Origin of the sequence: Streptomyces sp. NPDC005281, from assembly GCF_040607495.1 — a bacterium.
Classification (GTDB): domain Bacteria; phylum Actinomycetota; class Actinomycetes; order Streptomycetales; family Streptomycetaceae; genus Streptomyces.
The window spans coordinates 172,877-190,883 of the sequence record NZ_JBEXGX010000005.1; the positions used below are offsets into that span (position 1 = coordinate 172,877).

General features: G+C 68.1%; 26 protein-coding genes and 1 pseudogene. 17 read left to right on the top strand and 10 right to left on the bottom strand.

Features of this window, described 5'->3' with window-relative positions; genetic code table 11:
• Positions 1 to 2: 2 nt before the first annotated feature.
• Positions 3 to 581, bottom strand: a complete 579-nt coding sequence (locus ABZV42_RS09705) for a helix-turn-helix transcriptional regulator (protein ID WP_356051444.1) — start codon at positions 579 to 581, stop codon at positions 3 to 5.
• Positions 582 to 954: 373 nt separating this feature from the next.
• On the opposite strand from ABZV42_RS09705, the gene ABZV42_RS09710 reads away from it, so the two are divergent.
• From ABZV42_RS09710 to ABZV42_RS09770, 13 genes and pseudogenes are all read left to right on the top strand, one after another.
• On the top strand, positions 955 to 1,170 hold the full coding sequence (locus ABZV42_RS09710; RefSeq protein ID WP_356051445.1) for a DNA-binding protein: 216 nt from the start codon (positions 955 to 957) through the stop codon (positions 1,168 to 1,170).
• A gap of 142 nt (positions 1,171 to 1,312) precedes the next feature.
• The gene (locus ABZV42_RS09715; RefSeq protein WP_356051447.1) at positions 1,313 to 1,774 is read left to right on the top strand and encodes a hypothetical protein; all 462 of its coding nucleotides are present in this window, start codon (positions 1,313 to 1,315) and stop codon (positions 1,772 to 1,774) included.
• Positions 1,771 to 2,370 carry a hypothetical protein gene (locus ABZV42_RS09720; RefSeq protein WP_356051449.1) on the top strand — a complete coding sequence of 200 codons (600 nt, stop codon included), beginning with the start codon at positions 1,771 to 1,773 and terminating at the stop codon, positions 2,368 to 2,370. Before ABZV42_RS09715 ends, ABZV42_RS09720 begins: the two co-directional genes overlap by 4 nt.
• The gene (locus tag ABZV42_RS09725; RefSeq protein WP_356051451.1) at positions 2,367 to 2,561 is read left to right on the top strand and encodes a hypothetical protein; all 195 of its coding nucleotides are present in this window, start codon (positions 2,367 to 2,369) and stop codon (positions 2,559 to 2,561) included. Before ABZV42_RS09720 ends, ABZV42_RS09725 begins: the two co-directional genes overlap by 4 nt.
• 518 nt (positions 2,562 to 3,079) lie before the next feature.
• Positions 3,080 to 3,394: a hypothetical protein gene (locus ABZV42_RS09730; protein ID WP_356051454.1), complete on the top strand. Its 315-nt coding sequence runs from the start codon at positions 3,080 to 3,082 to the stop codon at positions 3,392 to 3,394.
• Between the two features lie 20 nt (positions 3,395 to 3,414).
• Positions 3,415 to 4,734 (top strand): annotated as a pseudogene (gene dnaB, locus ABZV42_RS09735) (replicative DNA helicase); the annotation flags it as partial.
• A gap of 324 nt (positions 4,735 to 5,058) precedes the next feature.
• Positions 5,059 to 5,613 carry a hypothetical protein gene (locus ABZV42_RS09740; protein ID WP_356051456.1) on the top strand — a complete coding sequence of 185 codons (555 nt, stop codon included), beginning with the start codon at positions 5,059 to 5,061 and terminating at the stop codon, positions 5,611 to 5,613.
• A gap of 6 nt (positions 5,614 to 5,619) precedes the next feature.
• Positions 5,620 to 5,811: a hypothetical protein gene (locus tag ABZV42_RS09745; RefSeq protein WP_356051458.1), complete on the top strand. Its 192-nt coding sequence runs from the start codon at positions 5,620 to 5,622 to the stop codon at positions 5,809 to 5,811.
• Positions 5,812 to 6,294: 483 nt separating this feature from the next.
• Positions 6,295 to 6,624 carry a helix-turn-helix domain-containing protein gene (locus ABZV42_RS09750; RefSeq protein WP_356051460.1) on the top strand — a complete coding sequence of 110 codons (330 nt, stop codon included), beginning with the start codon at positions 6,295 to 6,297 and terminating at the stop codon, positions 6,622 to 6,624.
• 417 nt (positions 6,625 to 7,041) lie between these two features.
• Positions 7,042 to 7,251 (top strand): WhiB family transcriptional regulator, encoded by a 210-nt coding sequence (locus ABZV42_RS09755; RefSeq protein WP_356051619.1) that lies wholly within the window; start codon positions 7,042 to 7,044, stop codon positions 7,249 to 7,251.
• Positions 7,252 to 7,341: 90 nt separating this feature from the next.
• Positions 7,342 to 8,061, top strand: a complete 720-nt coding sequence (locus ABZV42_RS09760; protein ID WP_356051461.1) for a hypothetical protein — start codon at positions 7,342 to 7,344, stop codon at positions 8,059 to 8,061.
• Between the two features lie 35 nt (positions 8,062 to 8,096).
• On the top strand, positions 8,097 to 8,744 hold the full coding sequence (locus tag ABZV42_RS09765) for a hypothetical protein (protein WP_356051463.1): 648 nt from the start codon (positions 8,097 to 8,099) through the stop codon (positions 8,742 to 8,744).
• Between the two features lie 104 nt (positions 8,745 to 8,848).
• Positions 8,849 to 8,977, top strand: a complete 129-nt coding sequence (locus ABZV42_RS09770; RefSeq protein ID WP_356051465.1) for a hypothetical protein — start codon at positions 8,849 to 8,851, stop codon at positions 8,975 to 8,977.
• A 49-nt stretch (positions 8,978 to 9,026) separates the two neighbouring features.
• Here ABZV42_RS09770 and ABZV42_RS09775 read toward each other — a convergent pair whose 3' ends face one another.
• From ABZV42_RS09775 to ABZV42_RS09800, 6 genes are all read right to left on the bottom strand, one after another.
• Positions 9,027 to 9,536: a hypothetical protein gene (locus ABZV42_RS09775; RefSeq protein ID WP_356051467.1), complete on the bottom strand. Its 510-nt coding sequence runs from the start codon at positions 9,534 to 9,536 to the stop codon at positions 9,027 to 9,029.
• 196 nt (positions 9,537 to 9,732) lie between these two features.
• On the bottom strand, positions 9,733 to 9,993 hold the full coding sequence (locus ABZV42_RS09780; RefSeq protein ID WP_356051469.1) for a hypothetical protein: 261 nt from the start codon (positions 9,991 to 9,993) through the stop codon (positions 9,733 to 9,735).
• 290 nt (positions 9,994 to 10,283) lie between these two features.
• A complete protein-coding gene (locus tag ABZV42_RS09785) occupies positions 10,284 to 10,685 on the bottom strand; it encodes a hypothetical protein (RefSeq protein ID WP_356051471.1) in 402 nt (133 codons plus the stop codon).
• Positions 10,682 to 11,146: a hypothetical protein gene (locus tag ABZV42_RS09790; RefSeq protein ID WP_356051473.1), complete on the bottom strand. Its 465-nt coding sequence runs from the start codon at positions 11,144 to 11,146 to the stop codon at positions 10,682 to 10,684. The genes ABZV42_RS09785 and ABZV42_RS09790 overlap by 4 nt, the downstream gene beginning before the upstream one ends.
• 87 nt (positions 11,147 to 11,233) lie before the next feature.
• Positions 11,234 to 12,073: a helix-turn-helix transcriptional regulator gene (locus tag ABZV42_RS09795; protein WP_356051475.1), complete on the bottom strand. Its 840-nt coding sequence runs from the start codon at positions 12,071 to 12,073 to the stop codon at positions 11,234 to 11,236.
• Positions 12,074 to 12,083: 10 nt separating this feature from the next.
• Positions 12,084 to 12,815 (bottom strand): DUF6879 family protein, encoded by a 732-nt coding sequence (locus tag ABZV42_RS09800; protein WP_356051477.1) that lies wholly within the window; start codon positions 12,813 to 12,815, stop codon positions 12,084 to 12,086.
• A 206-nt stretch (positions 12,816 to 13,021) separates the two neighbouring features.
• On the opposite strand from ABZV42_RS09800, the gene ABZV42_RS09805 reads away from it, so the two are divergent.
• Together ABZV42_RS09805 and ABZV42_RS09810 are read left to right on the top strand one after the other, a co-directional pair.
• Positions 13,022 to 13,504, top strand: coding sequence for a hypothetical protein (locus ABZV42_RS09805; RefSeq protein ID WP_356051479.1), 483 nt, complete (start codon positions 13,022 to 13,024; stop codon positions 13,502 to 13,504).
• A gap of 194 nt (positions 13,505 to 13,698) precedes the next feature.
• Entirely contained in the window at positions 13,699 to 14,133 is a 435-nt protein-coding gene (locus tag ABZV42_RS09810; protein ID WP_356051481.1) for a hypothetical protein, read from the top strand.
• A gap of 148 nt (positions 14,134 to 14,281) precedes the next feature.
• Here ABZV42_RS09810 and ABZV42_RS09815 read toward each other — a convergent pair whose 3' ends face one another.
• A complete protein-coding gene (locus tag ABZV42_RS09815) occupies positions 14,282 to 15,526 on the bottom strand; it encodes an IS110 family transposase (protein WP_356051483.1) in 1,245 nt (414 codons plus the stop codon).
• A 455-nt stretch (positions 15,527 to 15,981) separates the two neighbouring features.
• Between ABZV42_RS09815 and ABZV42_RS09820 the strand changes: the two genes are divergently transcribed.
• Positions 15,982 to 16,437 carry a hypothetical protein gene (locus ABZV42_RS09820; protein WP_356051485.1) on the top strand — a complete coding sequence of 152 codons (456 nt, stop codon included), beginning with the start codon at positions 15,982 to 15,984 and terminating at the stop codon, positions 16,435 to 16,437.
• Positions 16,438 to 16,623: 186 nt separating this feature from the next.
• Here the strand turns inward: ABZV42_RS09820 and ABZV42_RS09825 are convergent, their stop codons facing one another.
• Complete coding sequence (locus ABZV42_RS09825; RefSeq protein WP_356051487.1) at positions 16,624 to 17,208, bottom strand: hypothetical protein; 585 nt, start codon at positions 17,206 to 17,208, stop codon at positions 16,624 to 16,626.
• Positions 17,209 to 17,378: 170 nt separating this feature from the next.
• Between ABZV42_RS09825 and ABZV42_RS09830 the strand changes: the two genes are divergently transcribed.
• On the top strand, positions 17,379 to 17,594 hold the full coding sequence (locus ABZV42_RS09830; RefSeq protein ID WP_356051489.1) for a hypothetical protein: 216 nt from the start codon (positions 17,379 to 17,381) through the stop codon (positions 17,592 to 17,594).
• Between the two features lie 64 nt (positions 17,595 to 17,658).
• Here the strand turns inward: ABZV42_RS09830 and ABZV42_RS09835 are convergent, their stop codons facing one another.
• Positions 17,659 to 17,997, bottom strand: a complete 339-nt coding sequence (locus ABZV42_RS09835; protein WP_356051491.1) for a hypothetical protein — start codon at positions 17,995 to 17,997, stop codon at positions 17,659 to 17,661.
• Positions 17,998 to 18,007: the final 10 nt, after the last annotated feature.

The following is an 18,007-nucleotide window of genomic DNA, read 5'->3' on the forward strand; positions in this document are numbered from 1 at the left end:
AGCTATTCGGCGCCCTCAGGACGCGGCCCCCGCCAGATCTCGAACCCGGTGGGCGTGCGAAGCACCCACTGCCCCTCTTCCTTGGAGAACTCGGCAGTCTGATTGCCGATGGCAGAGTTACGGGCGGCACCTTCGAGGGCCTGGTTGTAGATCGTGCGGATCGGGTCTCTATCCCATGGAGGCCGCGAGTCGAGACGGTAGCGAAGGAGGTCGCCGTGCTCGTCGACCTCAGCCTTGCTGGCCGGCTTATCGCCGTCGGCCCACTGCCAGGCATCGGTTGCGCTGAGCGCGACTCGCTCGGTCAGTTCGACCTCCTCGGAACCATCGCCCACGGTGGGCAAGAGGAGGGCGTTGACGCTGACGCGAAGGGCGAGCGCTAGCGCCACCAAGTCGTCGGCATCGATGCGACGGGTACCTGCCTCAACACGCGAGATACCCAGCGGGGGAATCACGCGCCCCAGCTCCGCCACCCGCTCAGACAAGTCCTTCTTGGTCATACCGCGGGCCTCGCGCAGGCGCGCGATGTTCAGGCGCAGGCGCTCGCCCGTGGGGCCTAGAGGGTTCTTCTTCTCTTCGGTCACGAGCCACAGACTCGCATCGAAATGATTCCCTGGCAATCCCACTTGATCCCTGACGCACCCGACGCTACTCTTCGATACGTCGACACATCGAAGTGATGCGTACGGCAATCGAAGGGATAGCCATGCCTCCGAGGCTCTCACTCGCTCCTGCCCCACCGACGGGGCTCAGCGTCGATCCAGCCGACGATCTCCTCACGCCCGCGCAGGTCAGCGCTTGGACGAAGTTGTCGCTCAAGGCCCTGGCGAATGCCCGCAGCCGCGGTGCCGGACCGGCCTACGTAAAGCTGGGCCGGAGCAACGCCTCTCCTGTGCGCTACCGACGGCGTGACATCGACACGTGGATCAGCACGGGGTGCAGCGGGAGCGCCGCCTGATGGCCACGAAGAAGGCGGAGTCGCCGACGCTCGCCGAGGTGAAGAAGTGGCCCGCGACGGTCAACGTCCCCCGTGCCGCCCTCGCCCTCGGCTGTAGCCGATCGCAACTCTACGAACTCATCAAACGTGGCGAGGCGCCTGTCCGAACCCTCTCGTTCGGAAGCCGCCACGTCGTGGTCACTGCATCTCTCGTAGCGGTTCTCGAGGCCGCCTGACCGCACAAGACGACCCCTCTCGCGTCGGCACTACGAATGCCGACGAGGGAGGGGCCCAGCAACAGACCCACACAGCGAAGCCCCGGGCATCTCGCCTCCACAGCGACCCAGGGCAACGCGGAACAGAAACGGATCCATCACCATGCACGAGTCTAATTCCAGCCGGGTCGCCACCGCCATCACCGCCGAGCCGCGTAGCAGCCTCGTCGCCGCCGGCCTCTACGCCGCGACCGCCGCATACGACGAAGCGCTCCGCATGCCGAATCCGGCGGCCGCCCTCGACAACATGTACGCAGCGCTCGACGAGATCGCACCCAGCCTCGCCATGGTGATCAACACCAAGCACGCCGCGGACTTCGCCGAAGCTCTGCGGGACGCCGTCGACGCGCCCCTCCAGGCGTACAGGGCGATCGAGCACTCTCGCATCGAGGCCGGTGACGGGTACGGCTACCTGTTCGGCCTGCTAGCCGACAGCGTGCGCGGCGGCACGAACCCTGCCGTGGCCAGGAAAACCGCCCTCGATGCGCCCGGCCGGATCCGTGAACTCGCCGAAGCCGCCGAGCAGGCCGACGCGATGGCGGAGCAGGCTGGGGGACGGCTGTGAGCGCCCCGACCGACGTCGACACGACGGCCGTGTACGAGAAGTACCTCGCGGCCGTCCGAGTGGAGATCACCGGCAAGGACGAGACCCTCGCGGGCCAGGCATACGAGACCCTCCTCGCCGCCGAGCGGCTTACGACGGCGGAGTTGGAGGAGCTGATCAGCCGCGCTGGCCGCAACTACGGGCCGATGTTCCTGGAGGAGGCGTACAGCGAGGCCAAGGTCAAGGCCGAGACGGTGACTGCGATCACCGGGCCCGTCTGGTCGTCGGCTGAGTTCCCGGACAAGCAGCTGGACCGCGACACGTGGCGGTGGCTGTTCAACGTCGCCGGGTTCACGGTCGACGGCAAGCCGGCCGACCGGCCGACGGAGCCGATGACCCTTTACCGCGGGTCGGTCCCGGAGCGTCGTACGGACTGGTCCTGGACCCGTGACCGGGCGGTGGCGGAGAGGTTCGCCGCCGGGCTCCGCGGACGCGGAGAGGGCCGTCTGTGGGTGTGCGAGGTGCCGCCCGCGCACATGCTCGCGGTCAACACCGGGCGGGACGAGGACGAGGTCGTCGTCGAGACCCGCGGCCTCCGTGTCGAGGCACTCCGGTGACCACCCCCACCCACTCGGGTAGGCCCGCCGCCACGGTGGCGGGGCCTGCCCGGGACGCACTTCTGAACAACCCATACGGCCTTTCCCTCCGCGAGGTCAGAGCCGAGATCCGCCGCTGTGCTGGCCGCGGCTGGCAGCTGTGGGAGATCCGGCTCCGCTTCACGAACGACCGCAAGGACGACGACACCTGATGGGTTACGAGCTGTACCGCGAGGTGAAGTTGTGGGCACCGCCTTCTCTGACCCACCGCGAGAAGTTGACGGCGATGGTCCTCGCAGACGACGCCAACGACAGGACTCGCCTCACGTGGAACAGCGTCGTGGACCCCGAGATCATGCGCCACGCCATGGTGAAGAACGACCGTGACATGCGGAAGATCCTCGCCAAGTTGCAGGACGAGAAGGTCATCGAGAGTGCCGGCGGCGGCCACAACGGCAGGATCGCCAAGTTCCGGTTTCTACACCTGGGTCCGAACGGTTGCCCAGGTGAGTCCGGCTGCGGGTGCCCACTCGCGTTGGCGGTCCAGAACGAACCGGCAACAGAGCCCGTTGGCGGTCCAGAACGAACCGGCTACTCCGACCCGTCGACTCATAGCCCGGTCCAAAAAGAACCGCCTACGGATGGCGTAGGCGGTTCGAATTGGCACCGTAGCCGGTCCGATTCGAACCTCCCTACTCCTCTTTCTCCCTCAACTACCTCTCCTCTCTCTGTGGCTGAGCGCATCGTCCGTGACTCCGACGTCGTGGCCGAGGACGAGAGAGAGACCTTCATCAGCTGGATCAACAACCAGCACAAGCCCCGCGGACCCGCCTGGTGGCGTGCGGTAGAGAGCAACGGCGACCTTGCCGACCTCGCCGAGAAGTGGCGTGCCGAGGGCACGGAGCAGACCACCACCGCCTTGCTGCCGTCCTGGTGCGGCCGATGCGGCGACGACAACCCGGCCGCCGCTCACAACCCCCGCTGGCGCCTCCTCGACGGTGCCCCATGTCCCGCCTGCCACCCCGACGTCCGGGAGATCGCATGACCGACACCCAGCCCGACGCCGAGCGGGTACCGCCCCACGACCGCACCGCGGAACAGGCCGTCCTCGGCGCCATGCAGCTGTCGAAGAACGCCATCGCCGACGCCACCGACAGCCTGCGCTCCCCTGCGGACTTCTACTACGCCAACCACCAGACGATCTACAGCACGATCCTCGACCTCCACGGCCGCGGCGAACCCGCCAACCCGATCACCCTCGGCGCCGAACTCGGGAAGGTGGGTGACCTTGAGCGCGCCGGTGGGGCGCCCTACCTCCACCACCTCGTCCAGCAGGTGCCGTCCGTAGGGAGCGCCGAGCACCACGCACAGATCGTCCGCGAGCTGGCCGAGTTCCGCAGCATCGGCGCCGCCGGCGTACAGATCACAGAGTTGGGCTACCAGGCACAAGGCGACATCGACCAGGCCAAGGAAACCGCCGCAGCCGCCCTGGAATGCGCGCTGATCGCCAGCGAAGAATCCCAGGGCATGTACATCGGCGACGCCCTTGAGGAGTACCTCGACGCCCTCGAAAAGCGTCGCGACGGCGGAGACCTCACCGGCGTACCTACCGGCTTCACCGACCTCGACTCGCTCACCAACGGGCTGCAGCCGGGCCAGATGATCATCGTTGCCGCGCGGCCCGCCATGGGAAAGTCCACCCTCGCCCTGGACTTCGCCCGCGCCTGCTCCATCCGGCACGGCCAGGCATCGGCGTTCTTCTCCCTGGAGATGAGCCGAACCGAACTGCTGGACCGGGCTCTGTCCGCCGAAGCGAGAGTCGCCCTCCATCACATCCGCTCCGGCAACATCACCGACGACGACTGGACTCGGATCGCACGCCGCATGCCCGACATCAGCGCCGCACCCCTGTTCATCGACGACACGTACGGGCAGACCCTGGCAAGCATCAAGGCCAAGTGCCGGCGTAGGCAGCAGAGTCACGGCCTCGACCTGGTGGTCATCGACTACCTCCAGCTCCTCGGCACCGGTACCTCCCGGCGTCACGAGAACCGACAGCAGGAGGTCTCGGAACTGAGCCGCGGGATCAAGCTCCTCGCGAAGGAACTGCACGTCCCGGTCGTGATCCTCGCGCAGCTCAACCGTGGGCCGGAGCAGCGCCAGGACAAGAAGCCCCAGCTGTCTGACCTTCGCGAGTCCGGGTCTCTGGAGCAGGACGCGGACATCGTGATCCTGGTCCACCGTGACGACGCGTACGACAGGGAGTCGCCGCGCGCGGGTGAGGCGGACCTCATGGTTGTAAAACATCGCAACGGGCCCCTGTCGACGATCACAGTCGCCGGTCAACTGCACTACTCCCGTTTCATCGATATGGCGCAGACGTGATCGACGTCAAGCCCTGGGTCAGCCGGGCCGAACGCATCCGGGACGGCGACGGCTACACGTACGCGGACCTCGCCCGGGACCTGGTCGACACCCTCGGCTGAACGACCGCCGTCAACATCGCAGCCAGCATCCGTGGCCACGTCTACGGCTGGCCTGGAGACCACCCACTCCACACCGAAGTCCGGCCGCTGTTCGACCTCCTCGGCTGGGAGCAATCCGCTCTCGTCGCCTGCTGGTTCCGGGACGCCAACAACCGGCCCACCACCCGTCACTGACTTCCGGCCGATGCACGACTGCTGGCCAACCACCGAAGGAGAACAGCCTGTGAAGACGTACGACATCCAAGAGCACCGCAGTGCTCAGCTCCAGCACCAGGCCCGCCGCGCCGCTATGGACCTCACCCTCGCGCACCTGCGCCACGACGACGACCTCGGACTCAAGCTCGGACGGCTCGGCCTCGACGGGATCATCGGAGTCGCCACGCACCTCATCGAGGCCATGGCGAACACCTTGGAAAAGGAGTGCGGCAGCAAGGGTGCCGCCGCCACGTCCCTCACGCGACAGCTCGCGGAATCATCCGCCGGCGCGTTCGGTGACGCAGTCCTCGTCGACATCCGCACCTACGAACTGACCCTGAACAGCGAGTCCGTGGTCCGCGCCACGGCCACCCTGCTGGATACAGCGAACCGGCACCAGCCACTCGTAACCCACATGCCCGTGCGCGCTGCGCTCGTCGCCGCTCTGGCCTGCGCGCGGGACTCCGTCGAGCAGAACGGCGAGCTGTTCATCGCGGGCCCGCAAGAGGCGATTGGCGGCCGTGAGGTCTGGGCGCAGCTCGACCCGGACGGGTACGTGCTGATGCTCCCCGAGGACAGGTGAGGCGTCGTGACCGAGTCGACCAGTCACGTCGAGCAGCAGGTGCAGGCCCGCATCGCCGCGGCCCGCGCCCGAATCCAGGCAGCGAAGGAACGCCGCGACTCCCTCGCCCAAGCCCGCAGACGCGGCCTCGCCCACCGACACGCCCGCAAGCTGCGGAACCTCGCCGAAGCCGAGCAGCGCCAGGCCGACGGCCAATAGCGGCAGCAGACTTCCGGCCGTCACCCGGCGGCCGGCCAGGACCGCGGAGAGCGGAGCGTTCGATGGTCGAGTCGATGGGCCTGGCCTGCGTGGTCTGGCTCCTGGCGTTTCACCTTCTTCGTGTGTCGGGTGGGTGGTTGGGGTGACGCGTCGTGGTGGGCCGTATCCGCACTTGCGGCTGAACTTGGGGGTGAAGGCTGATCAGGGGTTGGCGGTGGTGGAGCTGGTGTTGGGGCAGGGGTTGTCGTTCCGTCAGGCGGGGTCGCAGCTGGGGTTGTCGGCGACGACGGCGTGGCGTCGGTACTGGTGGTTCATGGATTACACGTTGCCTGGGCGTTGGGGGGTGCGGGCGGGGCGGTTGCCGCCGTTGCGGGGGACGCGGGCGTGTCCGCGGGGGCGTCCGTTCATCAGGGAACTGGATGGCCCGGGTGGGCCGCTGCATCGAGGAGGAGACGTATGACGAGGTCGGATCCGCGGAGGCGGGTGGATGCGCTGTTGCTGTTGGCGGGGGGTCGGTCGCAGCGGGCGACGGCGGCTGAGGTGGGTGTGCATCCGAGCACGGTGCGTGCGTGGCTGCGGGATCCGGTGTTCGTGGAGGAGTTGGTGCGGGTGCGGGAGGCGGTGGCGGTGAGGCCGTTGGACGCGGGGCGGTTGATGGCGGTGGTGGATGAGTCGGCGGCGCGGCTGGGTGGTCGTGATCGGGGGCCGGTGACGGCGGTGATTCCGGTGGGTGCGTCTCCGGCCCGGCGCCGGCGGTTGATGGCGGACGGGATTGCCCAGGTACTCGAGCGGAGTGAGGAGGGCCCGTGGTGATGGCTGGTCGTGAGGCGGCGTCGTGGGCGCGGGAGGAGATCGCAGTGTTGGCGTCGGTTCCGGAGTACGGGTCGGAGACGTGGCACGCGTTGGAGCCGTCAGATCCGCGGCGGCAGGCGGCGCTGGTGCTGGCGGCTGAGCGGTGGCGGGAGTCGCAGGGGGTGGGCCGGTGAGGGCGCGATCGGTGCGGGCCGGGCTGGTGGCCGCGCGGTCGACGTTGCTGGACGCGGTGGGGTTGGGGCTGTTGGCGGTGGCTGCGTTCACGTGGTCGGTGACGGCGGGGTTCGTGGCGGCTGGGGTGGGGGTGTTGGCGTTGAACTGGCGTCTTGAGCAGGACGGCGGGTGAGCGGGACGGCCGGGGCGCGGCCGGCACGGGGGTTGGGGGTGCCGGAGTTCGTGTCGGTGTCGGGGCCGGAGGTGCGGTGTCGTGCGGATCCGGATGCGTACTTCGCGGACGGGGTGCGGGCGGTCGGGGCGCGTGCGTTGTGTGCGGGCTGTGGCTTCCTCGAGGCCTGCCGTTCGTACGCGTTGGATAGGCCGGCGTTGTGGGGGGTGTGGGGCGGTACGACGCGCCTGGAGCGGGTGTCGTTGCGACGCCGAGCGTCCGCCGCCGTGGGGCCCGGGTAGCCGGGGCCCCCGGGGGTGAGCAGGACTTCCGGGTGGACGTGCGTCCACCCGGTTACTGGTAGATCGACTCAAGAGGTAACGGAGACACTCATGGTCAAGATCACGGAACGGCAGGTGGAGAAGGCTGAGGCTCGGGCGGCCGAGCAGGAGCAGGCGCGGGAGGCTGCGGCGGGGGTGCTCGATGCCTCTCCTTACAGCGAGTTTGCGGCGCAGGAGCTGACGGAGGCTTCGCAGTTGGCTGCCCGGTTGCGGGCCAATGCGCGGGAGCTGCGGCAGAAGTTCGACGAACAGGTGGCGACGGAGCGGGCGGCGACGACGCGGGAGGAGCGGGAGAAGGCCGCGACCCGGGAGATCGCGGCGGCCGGCCGGGAGTTGAAGGGTGCCGGAGCGGCGCTGGAGGCGGCGGCTGTGGCGGCGCAGGAGGGCCTCGTCGCGCTGATGGTGGCGGCGGAGTCCTACGACGCCCTGGTCGACCGGCACGCGGGTGTTCTCGAGGCCGCGGGGCTCGGCCTGGACGGGGAGACGGGCGGCGGGCACGGGCTGCTGAACACCACGGTCCGGGTGCGGGGCGCGGTGTATGAGTCGCTGGCGCCGGCCGGGGTGTTGCTGTGGGTGGCGGATCGGGTGGCCGAGGCGCGTCTGCCCAGTACGAGCCCAGTGCGGGCGTCGTTGGCGGGACTGCTCGGCTACCGGGCGTGGGAGCAGCGAGGTGACGACCTGATGTCGGGGGTGCCGGAGTTGAAGAGCGTGGCGCACCCCGAGCCGCCGCGTGTCGTGAACGCATACCAGGCCATGCAGGGATCGAAGTGACCGCGCAGGCGGCCGAGTGTGGTGGGAGGAACGCCGTGATCGCGGTGACGACGGAGCAGTTGGAGCAGGTCGAGCGGGAGGCCGAGCAGGCGCAGGGGGTGCTGCGGGTGGCGGAGCGGGAGTATGCCGCGAACCGTGCGTCGCAGACCGCGTACAGCAAGCACAAGGACGCTGTGGAGGTCGCGGACCATATGGCGGTGCGGGCGCGTCTGCTGCGCCAGGACTGGGAGGTGCAGGAGGAGGGGCGCCTGAGGCGGGCCGCGGAGGGTGAGGCGGCGGCGCGGGAGATGGGGCGGGATGTCGACGGTCTCGAGGCGTCCAGGGCTTCTGCCGTGACGGCGGTCTCGGCCGCAGGGTCGGCGATGCGGGCGGCGCTGGACGCGCTCGCGGAGCACGACGAGAGGGTCCGTGTCGTGGGCGCGAAGCTCGCGGCGCGCGGGCTGCGATGCTGGGACGGCGAGGCGACGGGCGCGAGCCTCGACGGGTCGGTGTGGGTGCGCGGCGAGTTGTGGCCGCTCGTCGACGGCAGTGCGGTGCTCGGCCGACTGCTCGCCGAGGTCGTGGCCGAGGCCTATCCGCGGCATCCGATGGCGCGGTTCTCTGCGCCGCCGTATGGGGGTGTGACGGCGGCGAGGGGCCGGGATGAGGTGCTGGCGTTGGTGCGGGCGGAGAGGGGGCGCTGAGCAGCTTGTTGAGGGCGTGGCGCCCGCAACGGCAAGCGCTCGACAGGTCCCCGCCCGTCCCTGCGCTGGGGCTGGTGGATCCGGGGAGGAGGGCGGTCGGGGATGTGGCGCCGCTGGCTGCCCTGCTCGCCGAGCGGCTGACCGCCCCGAGGAAGTCGGCCAAGCCGCGCGGGGTGCAGACAGCGGACTGGTACGCCCTCGACTGCGACGGTGACAGTCCGTCGGCTGCCTAACGTCGTCCGCTGATTTACGCCCGGCCGCAGCGCACGGTGGCTGGGCGTGCTACGTCACGGGCTCCAACTCGGCACGAATGCTGTCTAGCACGAGCTTCCGTGGCTGCTTCGTTTCTTCCTCTTTCCAATCTCCCCTCGCCGCTCGCTGCATGTGATTGTTCAGGGCGTCAACGTAGGCTGCGGCAGCCTGCCGTGTTGGGTTTTCGGCAGCGATGAGCAAATCGAGGTAGGCCCTAGTGAGGTCTGTGGTAACTTGCCTTGCTTCATCGCGGTATTCGCCAATCGTTCCAGCGCGAAACTTAGCCAGGAAGTCGTTTGCGGCCTGCCAGGCAGCATCCGTTGCATGTACAAAAGCGCTGAATGCTTCAAGCTTCTCTTTGCGGCGAGCCTCCAGAGCAACTCCTTGCAGGTCAGCATTTCGAAGCGCTAGTTGAGTACTCGCTTGCCGGGTTGCAATAAGCCAGTTTCCTGCACTCGTCAGGATGATCGCGCCAAGAGTTATGACGATCGTTGTCCACCATGGGACCGTGCCCGTACTTCCGGCTGCAACGTGAAGCATGACAACCCCTGGCTTCGACATTTCTGTCTATTTCCAGGGAACCTCGATACACGGTCGTTCGCATCTGGACGGTCAGCCGCGTTGAACAGCGCTCAGCTGAGACATGACGACGCCCGCCATTGGTGCTGTCAATTTGGTGGGGCATTGGGCGTTCAGCGTGTGCTGGCCGCACACCCTGAACGGTGATGCAGGCAGGCTATGCGCCACCACTGATAACGCTTTCGGTCCGCTGGCGCTGCCACCACCGCCACGCCGCTCGCGGTCCATCCCAGTAGACGGCCCGCAGGAGCCACCAGCAGCCGAGCAGTAGGTACCAGCACAGGACCAGCTCCCACCACAGCAACCAGCCGAACAGCTTGAACATCAGCACGGCGATCTCAACCAGCCCGCCGCCACCCCCGAGCACCGGCACCGATACCCGTAACGGGCCGATCCCGCCCGACAACCGCACCCCCATGAAAACCTCCAGCTCGCACGCGCACCCTGCGCGAGACTGGGGGACGGTACCGACGGCATCGGCCCCGCTCCGGCCTTTCGCCGGATTTCACCCACACGAGATGGGTCCGGCCCTGAGGTGGCGGTGGCGTGATGGCCGACTGCCCGCCATGGCCTGGCCGTTGCCTGCCCGCCCTCGTATCGCCTGGGAAGCGGAGGGCGGGCAGGCGGCCGTCACCGGCCCGCCCCGCGGGTGTACACGGGGCGGGTCGGCCCCTACTCGCCGCCGACCACGGGGCCGGCCGCGAGAGTTCAGATCCTCGTGCCCACCGCCAAGGTGTCGTTGCCCGCGAGCCGCGCGATGGCGCGCAGCATGACCGCCAGGCGGCGCTCGTCGAGATCGGTTACTGCGGCGAGAGTGACTTGCCCGATGCCCACCATCGACAGGACGAGGCCGAGGAACGCGCGCTGCTCGTCGTCCAGGCCGAGGCTGTAGACCCTGCCCATCAGCCCCTCCCAACGGACCTGAGACCAGCTCGGCGTCTCCAGGAGACCGAGCGCGCCCAGCACACTGCGGTGGGCGAGGATCGTCTCTTCCTCGACGAGGGCCTGCGCGGCAGCCCGCTCCCCGGCTGTCTTTGCCGAGGCGGTCAGCCTCTTCTCTGGCTGTTCGAGCAAAGCGCCGTCCGTGGTTTCGGCTGAGGTGAGGGTCATGCGTATGCCTCCGCGGGGAGTCGGGGCCGGCCGCCGGGGCCGAGCGCAGCGCCGAGCAGGAGAGGGTCGGTGAGCCGGCCGCTGCCGTCCGGGCGCTCGAGCCAGACGCGGCCGCGCACTGGGTACAGCACGGGCGGGCAGCGGAGTACCCAGCCGCGGGAGTGGACGGTGATGGTGCGGACGTCGTCCAGCTCCTCGCCGAGCGTGGGCGGCAGGAGCCACCAGGCGATGCCCTGGTTCACGTCGGACAGGACCGGGCCGCGCTGCGGCGGGTCGATGCGCTTGAGGGCGTCCATCGTCCGCGTGAGCGTCGTCTCAGCGACCATCCAGTGGCCGCCAACGGGGAACGGGCCGAGCTCGTCCGCGTCCCACAGGCACCGGATCTCAGCAGGTATGTCGGCGCAGGAGAGGAGCCAGTCCTGTCCCGCCTGCCGTACATACGGGGCAGGTTGTAAGGCCATGACCAGCAAGGTAGGGACAGGCACGAATCAGGGCCCGGTCTGATTCGCGAATATTCGACCGCGCTCCCCGGCGATTCGCCGTGATGCTTACAGGCGGTCCGTGAACTGGCTGCGCGCCCTCGCGATCAGGCGCCGGGCGTGAGTCCCGTATACCGCGGCCTGGTCGAGAGCGTCCCACACGCGACGGTAGAGGGCGCAACTGTCCGCCTCGTTCAGCCACAGCTCGGCATGCCAGTCCTCGGCGATGACGAGACGGTCGTCGTACAGCCAGAACCCGTTGGCCGGCGGCACGCCGACCTGCGCGCCGAAGGGGACGATCCCGAGGCGGACGGTGTCGAGGCCGATCACGCTGCCGAGGCGGTCGAGCTGAGCAGCGAGGACGTCCGGCGGGGCGACACCGGCGTGCAGGGCTGCCTCCCACATGAGGAGGTGGAAGGTACGGCCCGGCTGGTAAAGGAGATCCTGTCGCCGGACCCGGGCGCGCACGGCGTCCTCGACGTCACGCGGCGACTGGTGCAGCTCCGCGTACCGGGTGAACACGGCGCGCGCATAGTCCGGAGTCTGAAGTAGGCCGACGACCATGGCGCTCTGCCACGCCCGCAGCTCCGTGGACCGCTCGTACTCGATGGTGAGGACGTCCTGCACCGGCCGGTGCCCGGCACGCAGTTGCCGCCTCCAGGACCGCGTGTGCGTCTCCAGCCCCTGGAGTCGGGCCGCGAGTTCAGCGGCTGTCTCCGGGGCGCCTACGGCCGCAGCCCATGCGGTGACGTCGGCCGCGGTGGCGGTCTGCCGTCCGGTCTCCAGCTTCGAGACCTTCGCTTGTGGCCAGTCCAGCGAGCCCGCGAGATCCCGCTGGGTCCGGTCGCCGCGGAGTTCGCGGAGCCGGCGGCCGAGCGCCTCGCGGGCCTGCTGGAAGTCCGTTGCCACGCTTGGGAAACTACCCGCTGAACTGGTCGTACGGCACGGAGAAGTGCCAGGCAGTCTCGCGAGCCTGCGCGTACCGAAGGACCTCGACCGGGTTGGTGATCAGCTCCACCCCGGTCATGACATCGTCCTCGTCGAAGCGGAGCAGGGCGACGACACGGACGTCGAACAGCCAGAAGTCCTCGCGGGGAAGCCCGAGTTCATCGGCGCGACTGCGGCCCAGGATTCGGATGGTCTCGCCGACGGCGGTGTTGCGGCGGGCGTTGTCGAGGAGGTACCGCTGCCCGTCGGTCGGGGGCTCGTCGAGGATCCGCACCCGCTCGAACCGTTTCCCGGCCACCGTCTGCTCGCGCCGGTTGGTGCACCACGGGTCGGCGAGGTCCCAGGCAACGGGCTGGCCGGCGGCGAACTGACGGTAGGTGTCGGTGACCTCGTCCTCGGCGTACCGACCGCGGGTCTCCAGCCTCCACGCGGAGTGCTTCAGCGTGGTGAACATGCCGCCGAAGTCGGCGAAGCTGATGGGCTGCGGCACGTGCACGGGCTCCTTCGGGCCGAAGTTGGCGAGCAGTTCGCGGGGCACGGTCACTGCGGCCTCACCTTCCGCGAGGTCGAGCTGCGCCAGTTCGGCAGGGTCAGTGACCGGGTCGCCCTGCACCACGTAGGTGTCGGTGCCGGGCTCGGCATACAGGGTGGGGCAGCCGTCGTTGCCGGAGTTGGTGCCGACTTTCCACAGGCGTCGGGTCATTGCCAGTCCCTTCGTCGGTCCGGTGATCTGCCGCGCACCGTAGTGCGGACAGGTTCGCCCACAACAGGGCGCCATTCGCGCCCCTCCGTGATGCTCGGGTGACCTTGTGTCACGGAAGGGATACAACGCCCCCACGCGTCGATGCGACAGAGCAGCATCCGTGTTCTGGCTCATCTGTCCTTGGGGGGATCATGCGTATCAGGCCTGTGGTTGCGACGACGGCAGTCGCGCTCGTACTCACACTCACCAGCTGCGGCGGCACCAGCGCCGCGCCTGAGCAGTCGACGACGTCAGCGTCGGCATCGGCAAGCCCCAGCGCCGATCCTGCGACCAAACTCCGCGCCTGGGCAGATGCGGGCGGCACCGACACCCTCGGCGTCCTCATGAAGGGCCTGAAGCAAGTGGACAAGGACTCAGACCCAGTCGACCTGGCGGCACTACAGACCAGCTGCGCGCAACTCACCGCAGATATCGAAGCGGCAGCCGAGGAAGACCCGATGCCGGACGAGACGCTCGCCAAGCGCTGGAAACTGGCGCTCGATCACCTGGGGAAGTCCGCATCGGCCTGCACCGTGGGCGCAGCAAGCGAGGACCAGGCGTCGTTCGATCTGATGGCCGCCGAGATGTCCATCGGCACCGACCACCTGAACGCCGTGGTGAAGCGAGTTGGGGAGATCACCGGAAGCTAGCCCGCGCCTGACGCACGGCCCGAGGCATCCGAGTCCAGAGCAGCGTGCGGGCAGGGGGCCGCTGAGCCCGCCGGAGGCGGCATGTACTGTCCTGCCGAAACAGTCGCTGAGCAGGTACGACGTGAGGAACAGGGGGCAGCGTGAGCCAGTGCACGGCGACGACAAGCAGAGGGAACCGATGCAGTAAGCCGGTCATGGCCTGGTATGGCCTCGGCTCTCGCCCACCGGTCTGCACCCTGCACGCCACCCCAGAGCAGAAGGCGGCATCAACGGCGCCCCTGGACGCTCCCGTCAACATCGCTACCGCGGACCCCGCCGCGGTGTTCCCCATGGTGTCGATCACGCCGCGTCGAGTGATCAGTGACAACTCGATCGGCTGGGTTGCCAAGATCCGGGGCACGAACACGAAGTACGTGTACGCGCGAACGTTCCTCAGCCGCAGCGGCCCGCCTTACGGATGGCCGCTCGCTGGAAACGGCTTGTACGAGTGCCGTGGGATCGGGGCGCAGGGGAAGTTCTCCGGTTTCTTCGTGGTGAAGGGCGCTTTCCGCGGCCGGGTGGAATTGGTGACCCCGGAGCGGGCCGCTCAGTTGGCCCGCAAGATGGGCAGCAAGCCCGCTGCGGATTGATCTGTGAGCGGGCTGCGACGATCCCTCACACCTCATAGAGGATGCGGTGCAGGCCTCTGACGCGTAAATAGAGCCTGGTCAGGGTGGGTGTGGGCAGGGCTGGGTGCCCGGTGGTCGTGGCGGGCCGCCGGCTGTTTGGGGCTGTCGGTCAAGCGGCGTGCTCCCTCGGGTTGAGGGTGACGGTGTAGCCGAGCTGGTTGAGCTGGTTGATGGCTCGGCGGGTGGCGCGTTCGGGGTCGCGCTGGGTGAAGTAGGTGCCGCCGAGCTCGTGGTAGGGGACGTTGTCGGTGAGCATGTGCCAGATCGCGGTGATGATCGAGTGTTCGACGGCGACCAATGCCCTGAGCGGGCCGCGACGGGCGGTCAGCCGCTTGTAACGGGCCTGCAGATAGGTGTCTTTGGTTCTCGCCGCGCCGAATGCCGCGAGGCCGAGGGCGCCTTTGAGGTAGGGGTTGCCGGGCCGGACCTTCGTGTTCTTGGTGCGGCCGGCGGACTCGTGGTGGCCGGGGCAGACCCCGGCCCAGGACGCGAGGTGTTTGGCGGTGGCGAAGCGGGTCATGTCGCCGCCGGTCTCCGCGACGATCACTTCGGCGGTGGCCTGGTTGATCCCGGGGATGGTGTCGAGCAGATCGAGGGCGTCACGAAAGGGAGCCATCGCCTCCTCAACCCGCCCGGAGAGCTGGTCGATCACGGAGGTGAGCTGGTCGTAGTGGTCCAGATGCAGGCGTGTCAGGAACGCGTGGTGCTCGCGGAAGCGTCCGGTCAGGGCCTCGGTGAGTTCGGGGATCTTGTTGCGGAGCTTGCGCTTGGCCAGCTCCGCGAGGACCTGCGGGTCGGCTTCGCCGCTGATGAGGGCTTCGAGCATGGCTCGGCCGGAGACGCCCATGATGTCGGAGGCGACCGCGGAGAGTTTGATGCCGGTGTCCTCCAGCAGTTTTTCCAGCCGCTGCACCACGCGGGAGCGTTCGCGGGTGGCGGTGGTCCGGGCCCGGGTGAGGTCGCGTAGTTCACGGACCGGTTCGGGCGGCACGAAGGAGGGCCTCACCAGGCCGTGGGCGCCAAGCTGGGCCAGCCAGGCCGCGTCCGAGACATCCGTCTTGCGGCCGGGCAGGTTCTTGACCTGCCGCGCGTTGACCAGGATCACGTTCAAGCCCTCGGACAGCACGTAGTAGAACGGCTTCCAGTAGTCCGAGGTCGCCTCGATCACCACCAGCGTCACCCGTGCGGCGAGCAGATGGTCGCGCAGGGCGAGGACCGCGTTCGTCGTCGATCCCCACGTCGTGGTCTCGGTCGTGAAGGCCCCCCGCCGCTTCGTACTCGGAGTACGGACACATGCCTTGGCGTCCTTCTTGCTGATATCGAGGCCCACGCAGCGTTCGTGCATCACGTCCACGGCCTTGCTCCCTCCCGTGCCGAACAGCCGAGTACGCCGTTCCGGGAGGGCCAGGGTGAATCAGGAATTCTGACGCACGTGCTTCAGAGCAACACTCCACGGTTCCCGTGGACGGCCCCCGGCACCACGCTGACCTGCGAGCTCGCCGGCATCACAGAAGTATCGGTTTCGTCCGGAACGGACACCACCACGATCCCGAACGGCACCACCCCAGGTCAGGGCAGACAGAAGCACCTCCGGCGCGCACACGGGATTTACCACGCCCCCGGCGCGCACCGAAGGTGCGCTGGATCGCTGACCTGTGAGTTCGTCGAGGTGTTGACACTCGCGTGGGACTCGGGGGGCGCCAAAAGCGAGGCACAGGCGATCTCTGGTGCCAGCGGTGCGCGTGGCGGGTGGCGGCGAAAGATCCGCCTACGACATCCTTTGCCCCCTGAACGTAAGGGGAGCTTGCGGTGTCTCGTTCCTATTGGGACTTTGTTTTGGCCATGGCGTACGGCACGAGCACGTTGGGTCCCGCGATTGACGTTTGGCAGACCGTGCGGGGCCGGGTGCCTCAACGGCTCGTCGCCGCGCACACATCGCTCACTGAGCTGGCGGGAGAGACAGGAGGGCTGACATTGGCTGGTCTTGGATCTGCCGTGACGGCCTGGATTTGGATTCCGACCGACGATCCCATTCAGGATTGGGTGGCGCTGGGTGGAACCTTCGGCCTTCTCGCGGGCCTGTGGGTGTGGAGCGTAAGACGGCTTGCTCCAGACCCGTGGGCACCTGGTTTCGAGGATGGCCTGACCAAGCTCGGTGTTTTGCTGCGACGTGGCTTTGTGTTCGCCAGCTCCGCCGTTTTCATCCTTGGCCTGAGCTGGTTGCAAATGTGGGCCTCCCGCTTTGTCTGGTGGCTCTTTGACTGACATTGCCAGCCGTGAGCGTGGGGAGGTGTTATCCGTTGCCACTGTCGTGCGTCCGACGCCACGCGTTGTGGGCCCGGCGTCCGAGGCGCAGCCAGAGATTCCGGCCACAGCACCGCAGGCATGTCCGAACCTTCATGAAGCGCTCGGACTCGCCCTTCTCACGCACTCGTGACCGACGTGCTGGGGCTACGCCTTGGGTACGGACCACTCAACCGGGTCGCGGCCATCGGGGCTGTAAATGATCTGGTTGGGGCGGGTGCCGCGCTCCATGGAGAACGTGATCTTCCCTCGAAGGCAAGAGCCAGCCTTCACGGCAGTGCTGCCGATGGGGTACTCGGGCTTGGGTACGCCCTCCCCATTGACGAACGGAGCCTGAATGCGGGTGTCGTCGGGGAAGCCAAGAGCCCAGGGCTCCTGGGAGGACATCACGGTGGTGCTGCTGGAGTCGGCGCAGAGCTTGACGTCGAGGGTGGCCCAGACGGGGTGCTCGAAGTCGGAGAGGCCATGGGAGTAAGGGTCGTCCATCTTGATCGGCTGGGTGTAGCCCATGACGGTCGTGGTTCCGCTGATGTGGCTGCCATCGGTGTCGGTGTCGGACCAGTGGTGGCCGGTACCGATTTTGAGTGGGCCAGTCTTGGCCGCGGCTGATGCGGTCGCTCTGCCCGTGGTCTTGGGGTTCGTGGTAAGCGGCTTGTTGTCGGTCGAGCTGCTGCATGCGGTGACCGTGGCTGCGAGCAGCAGGACAGCGGTGACGGCGGTGCGGGTGTGCATGGTTCCCCCCGGAACGATGGTGCCTGAAGGGGCATCATGAGCGGTCCGTGGATGCGGTGCGGGCAGTGTGTCCAGGTTGTGACCCAGATGGCCGCTTGCTGCGGGCACCGCGCTACTGCGACTGGTGCCCGTGACATGCGGGGGAACTCGCCCCACGGCACGCTGTGATCATGACCGCTGCCAAGCCCGTGGTGATCTACCCGCCCGACGAGGACGGCGGCCGGCGCGTCCGGGTGGACGGGGTGATCCTCGGCCGGGCCTTCTCCGTGCAGGACGTCGCAGCGTTCATGCAGACCGCGGGCCTGCAGGACTGGAACGAGATGGATGTGGTCCGGTCCGAGCTGATCGAGTGGCGCGGCGGCGGACCCGACGTCTGGGAGCAGTGAGCATGAGCACGGTCATGCGAGTGCCCGCCCTCTTTACCCGGGCGGGCACTGGTCTGTGGAGCCGCTACTTCCCGATGCTGATCTTGTCGTTGTCGAGCAACGCCGTGTGCGTCGCCGCCGTGATCATCAGCAACACCAGCAGAAACCCAGGCACCGGCGACGTGTCGTCCGAGTTCGGACTGATCGCGAATGCGACCGAGAACACCGCGATCTCACCCACCACGTACGTGACCGCAAGCCACGGCTTCACCACGCCCTTCACCGCGGCGACGACGAACGGGACAGCCGCGGCCAGGCCGGCGCTCAGGATCGGCACGAGGATCCAGATCACCTTGGCGCGCTGGGTGTCGAACATGCGGGGGCGGGCGGGTGTGAGGGGCTGGGTGAGGTAAGGGTTGGCCATGTGGGTCTCC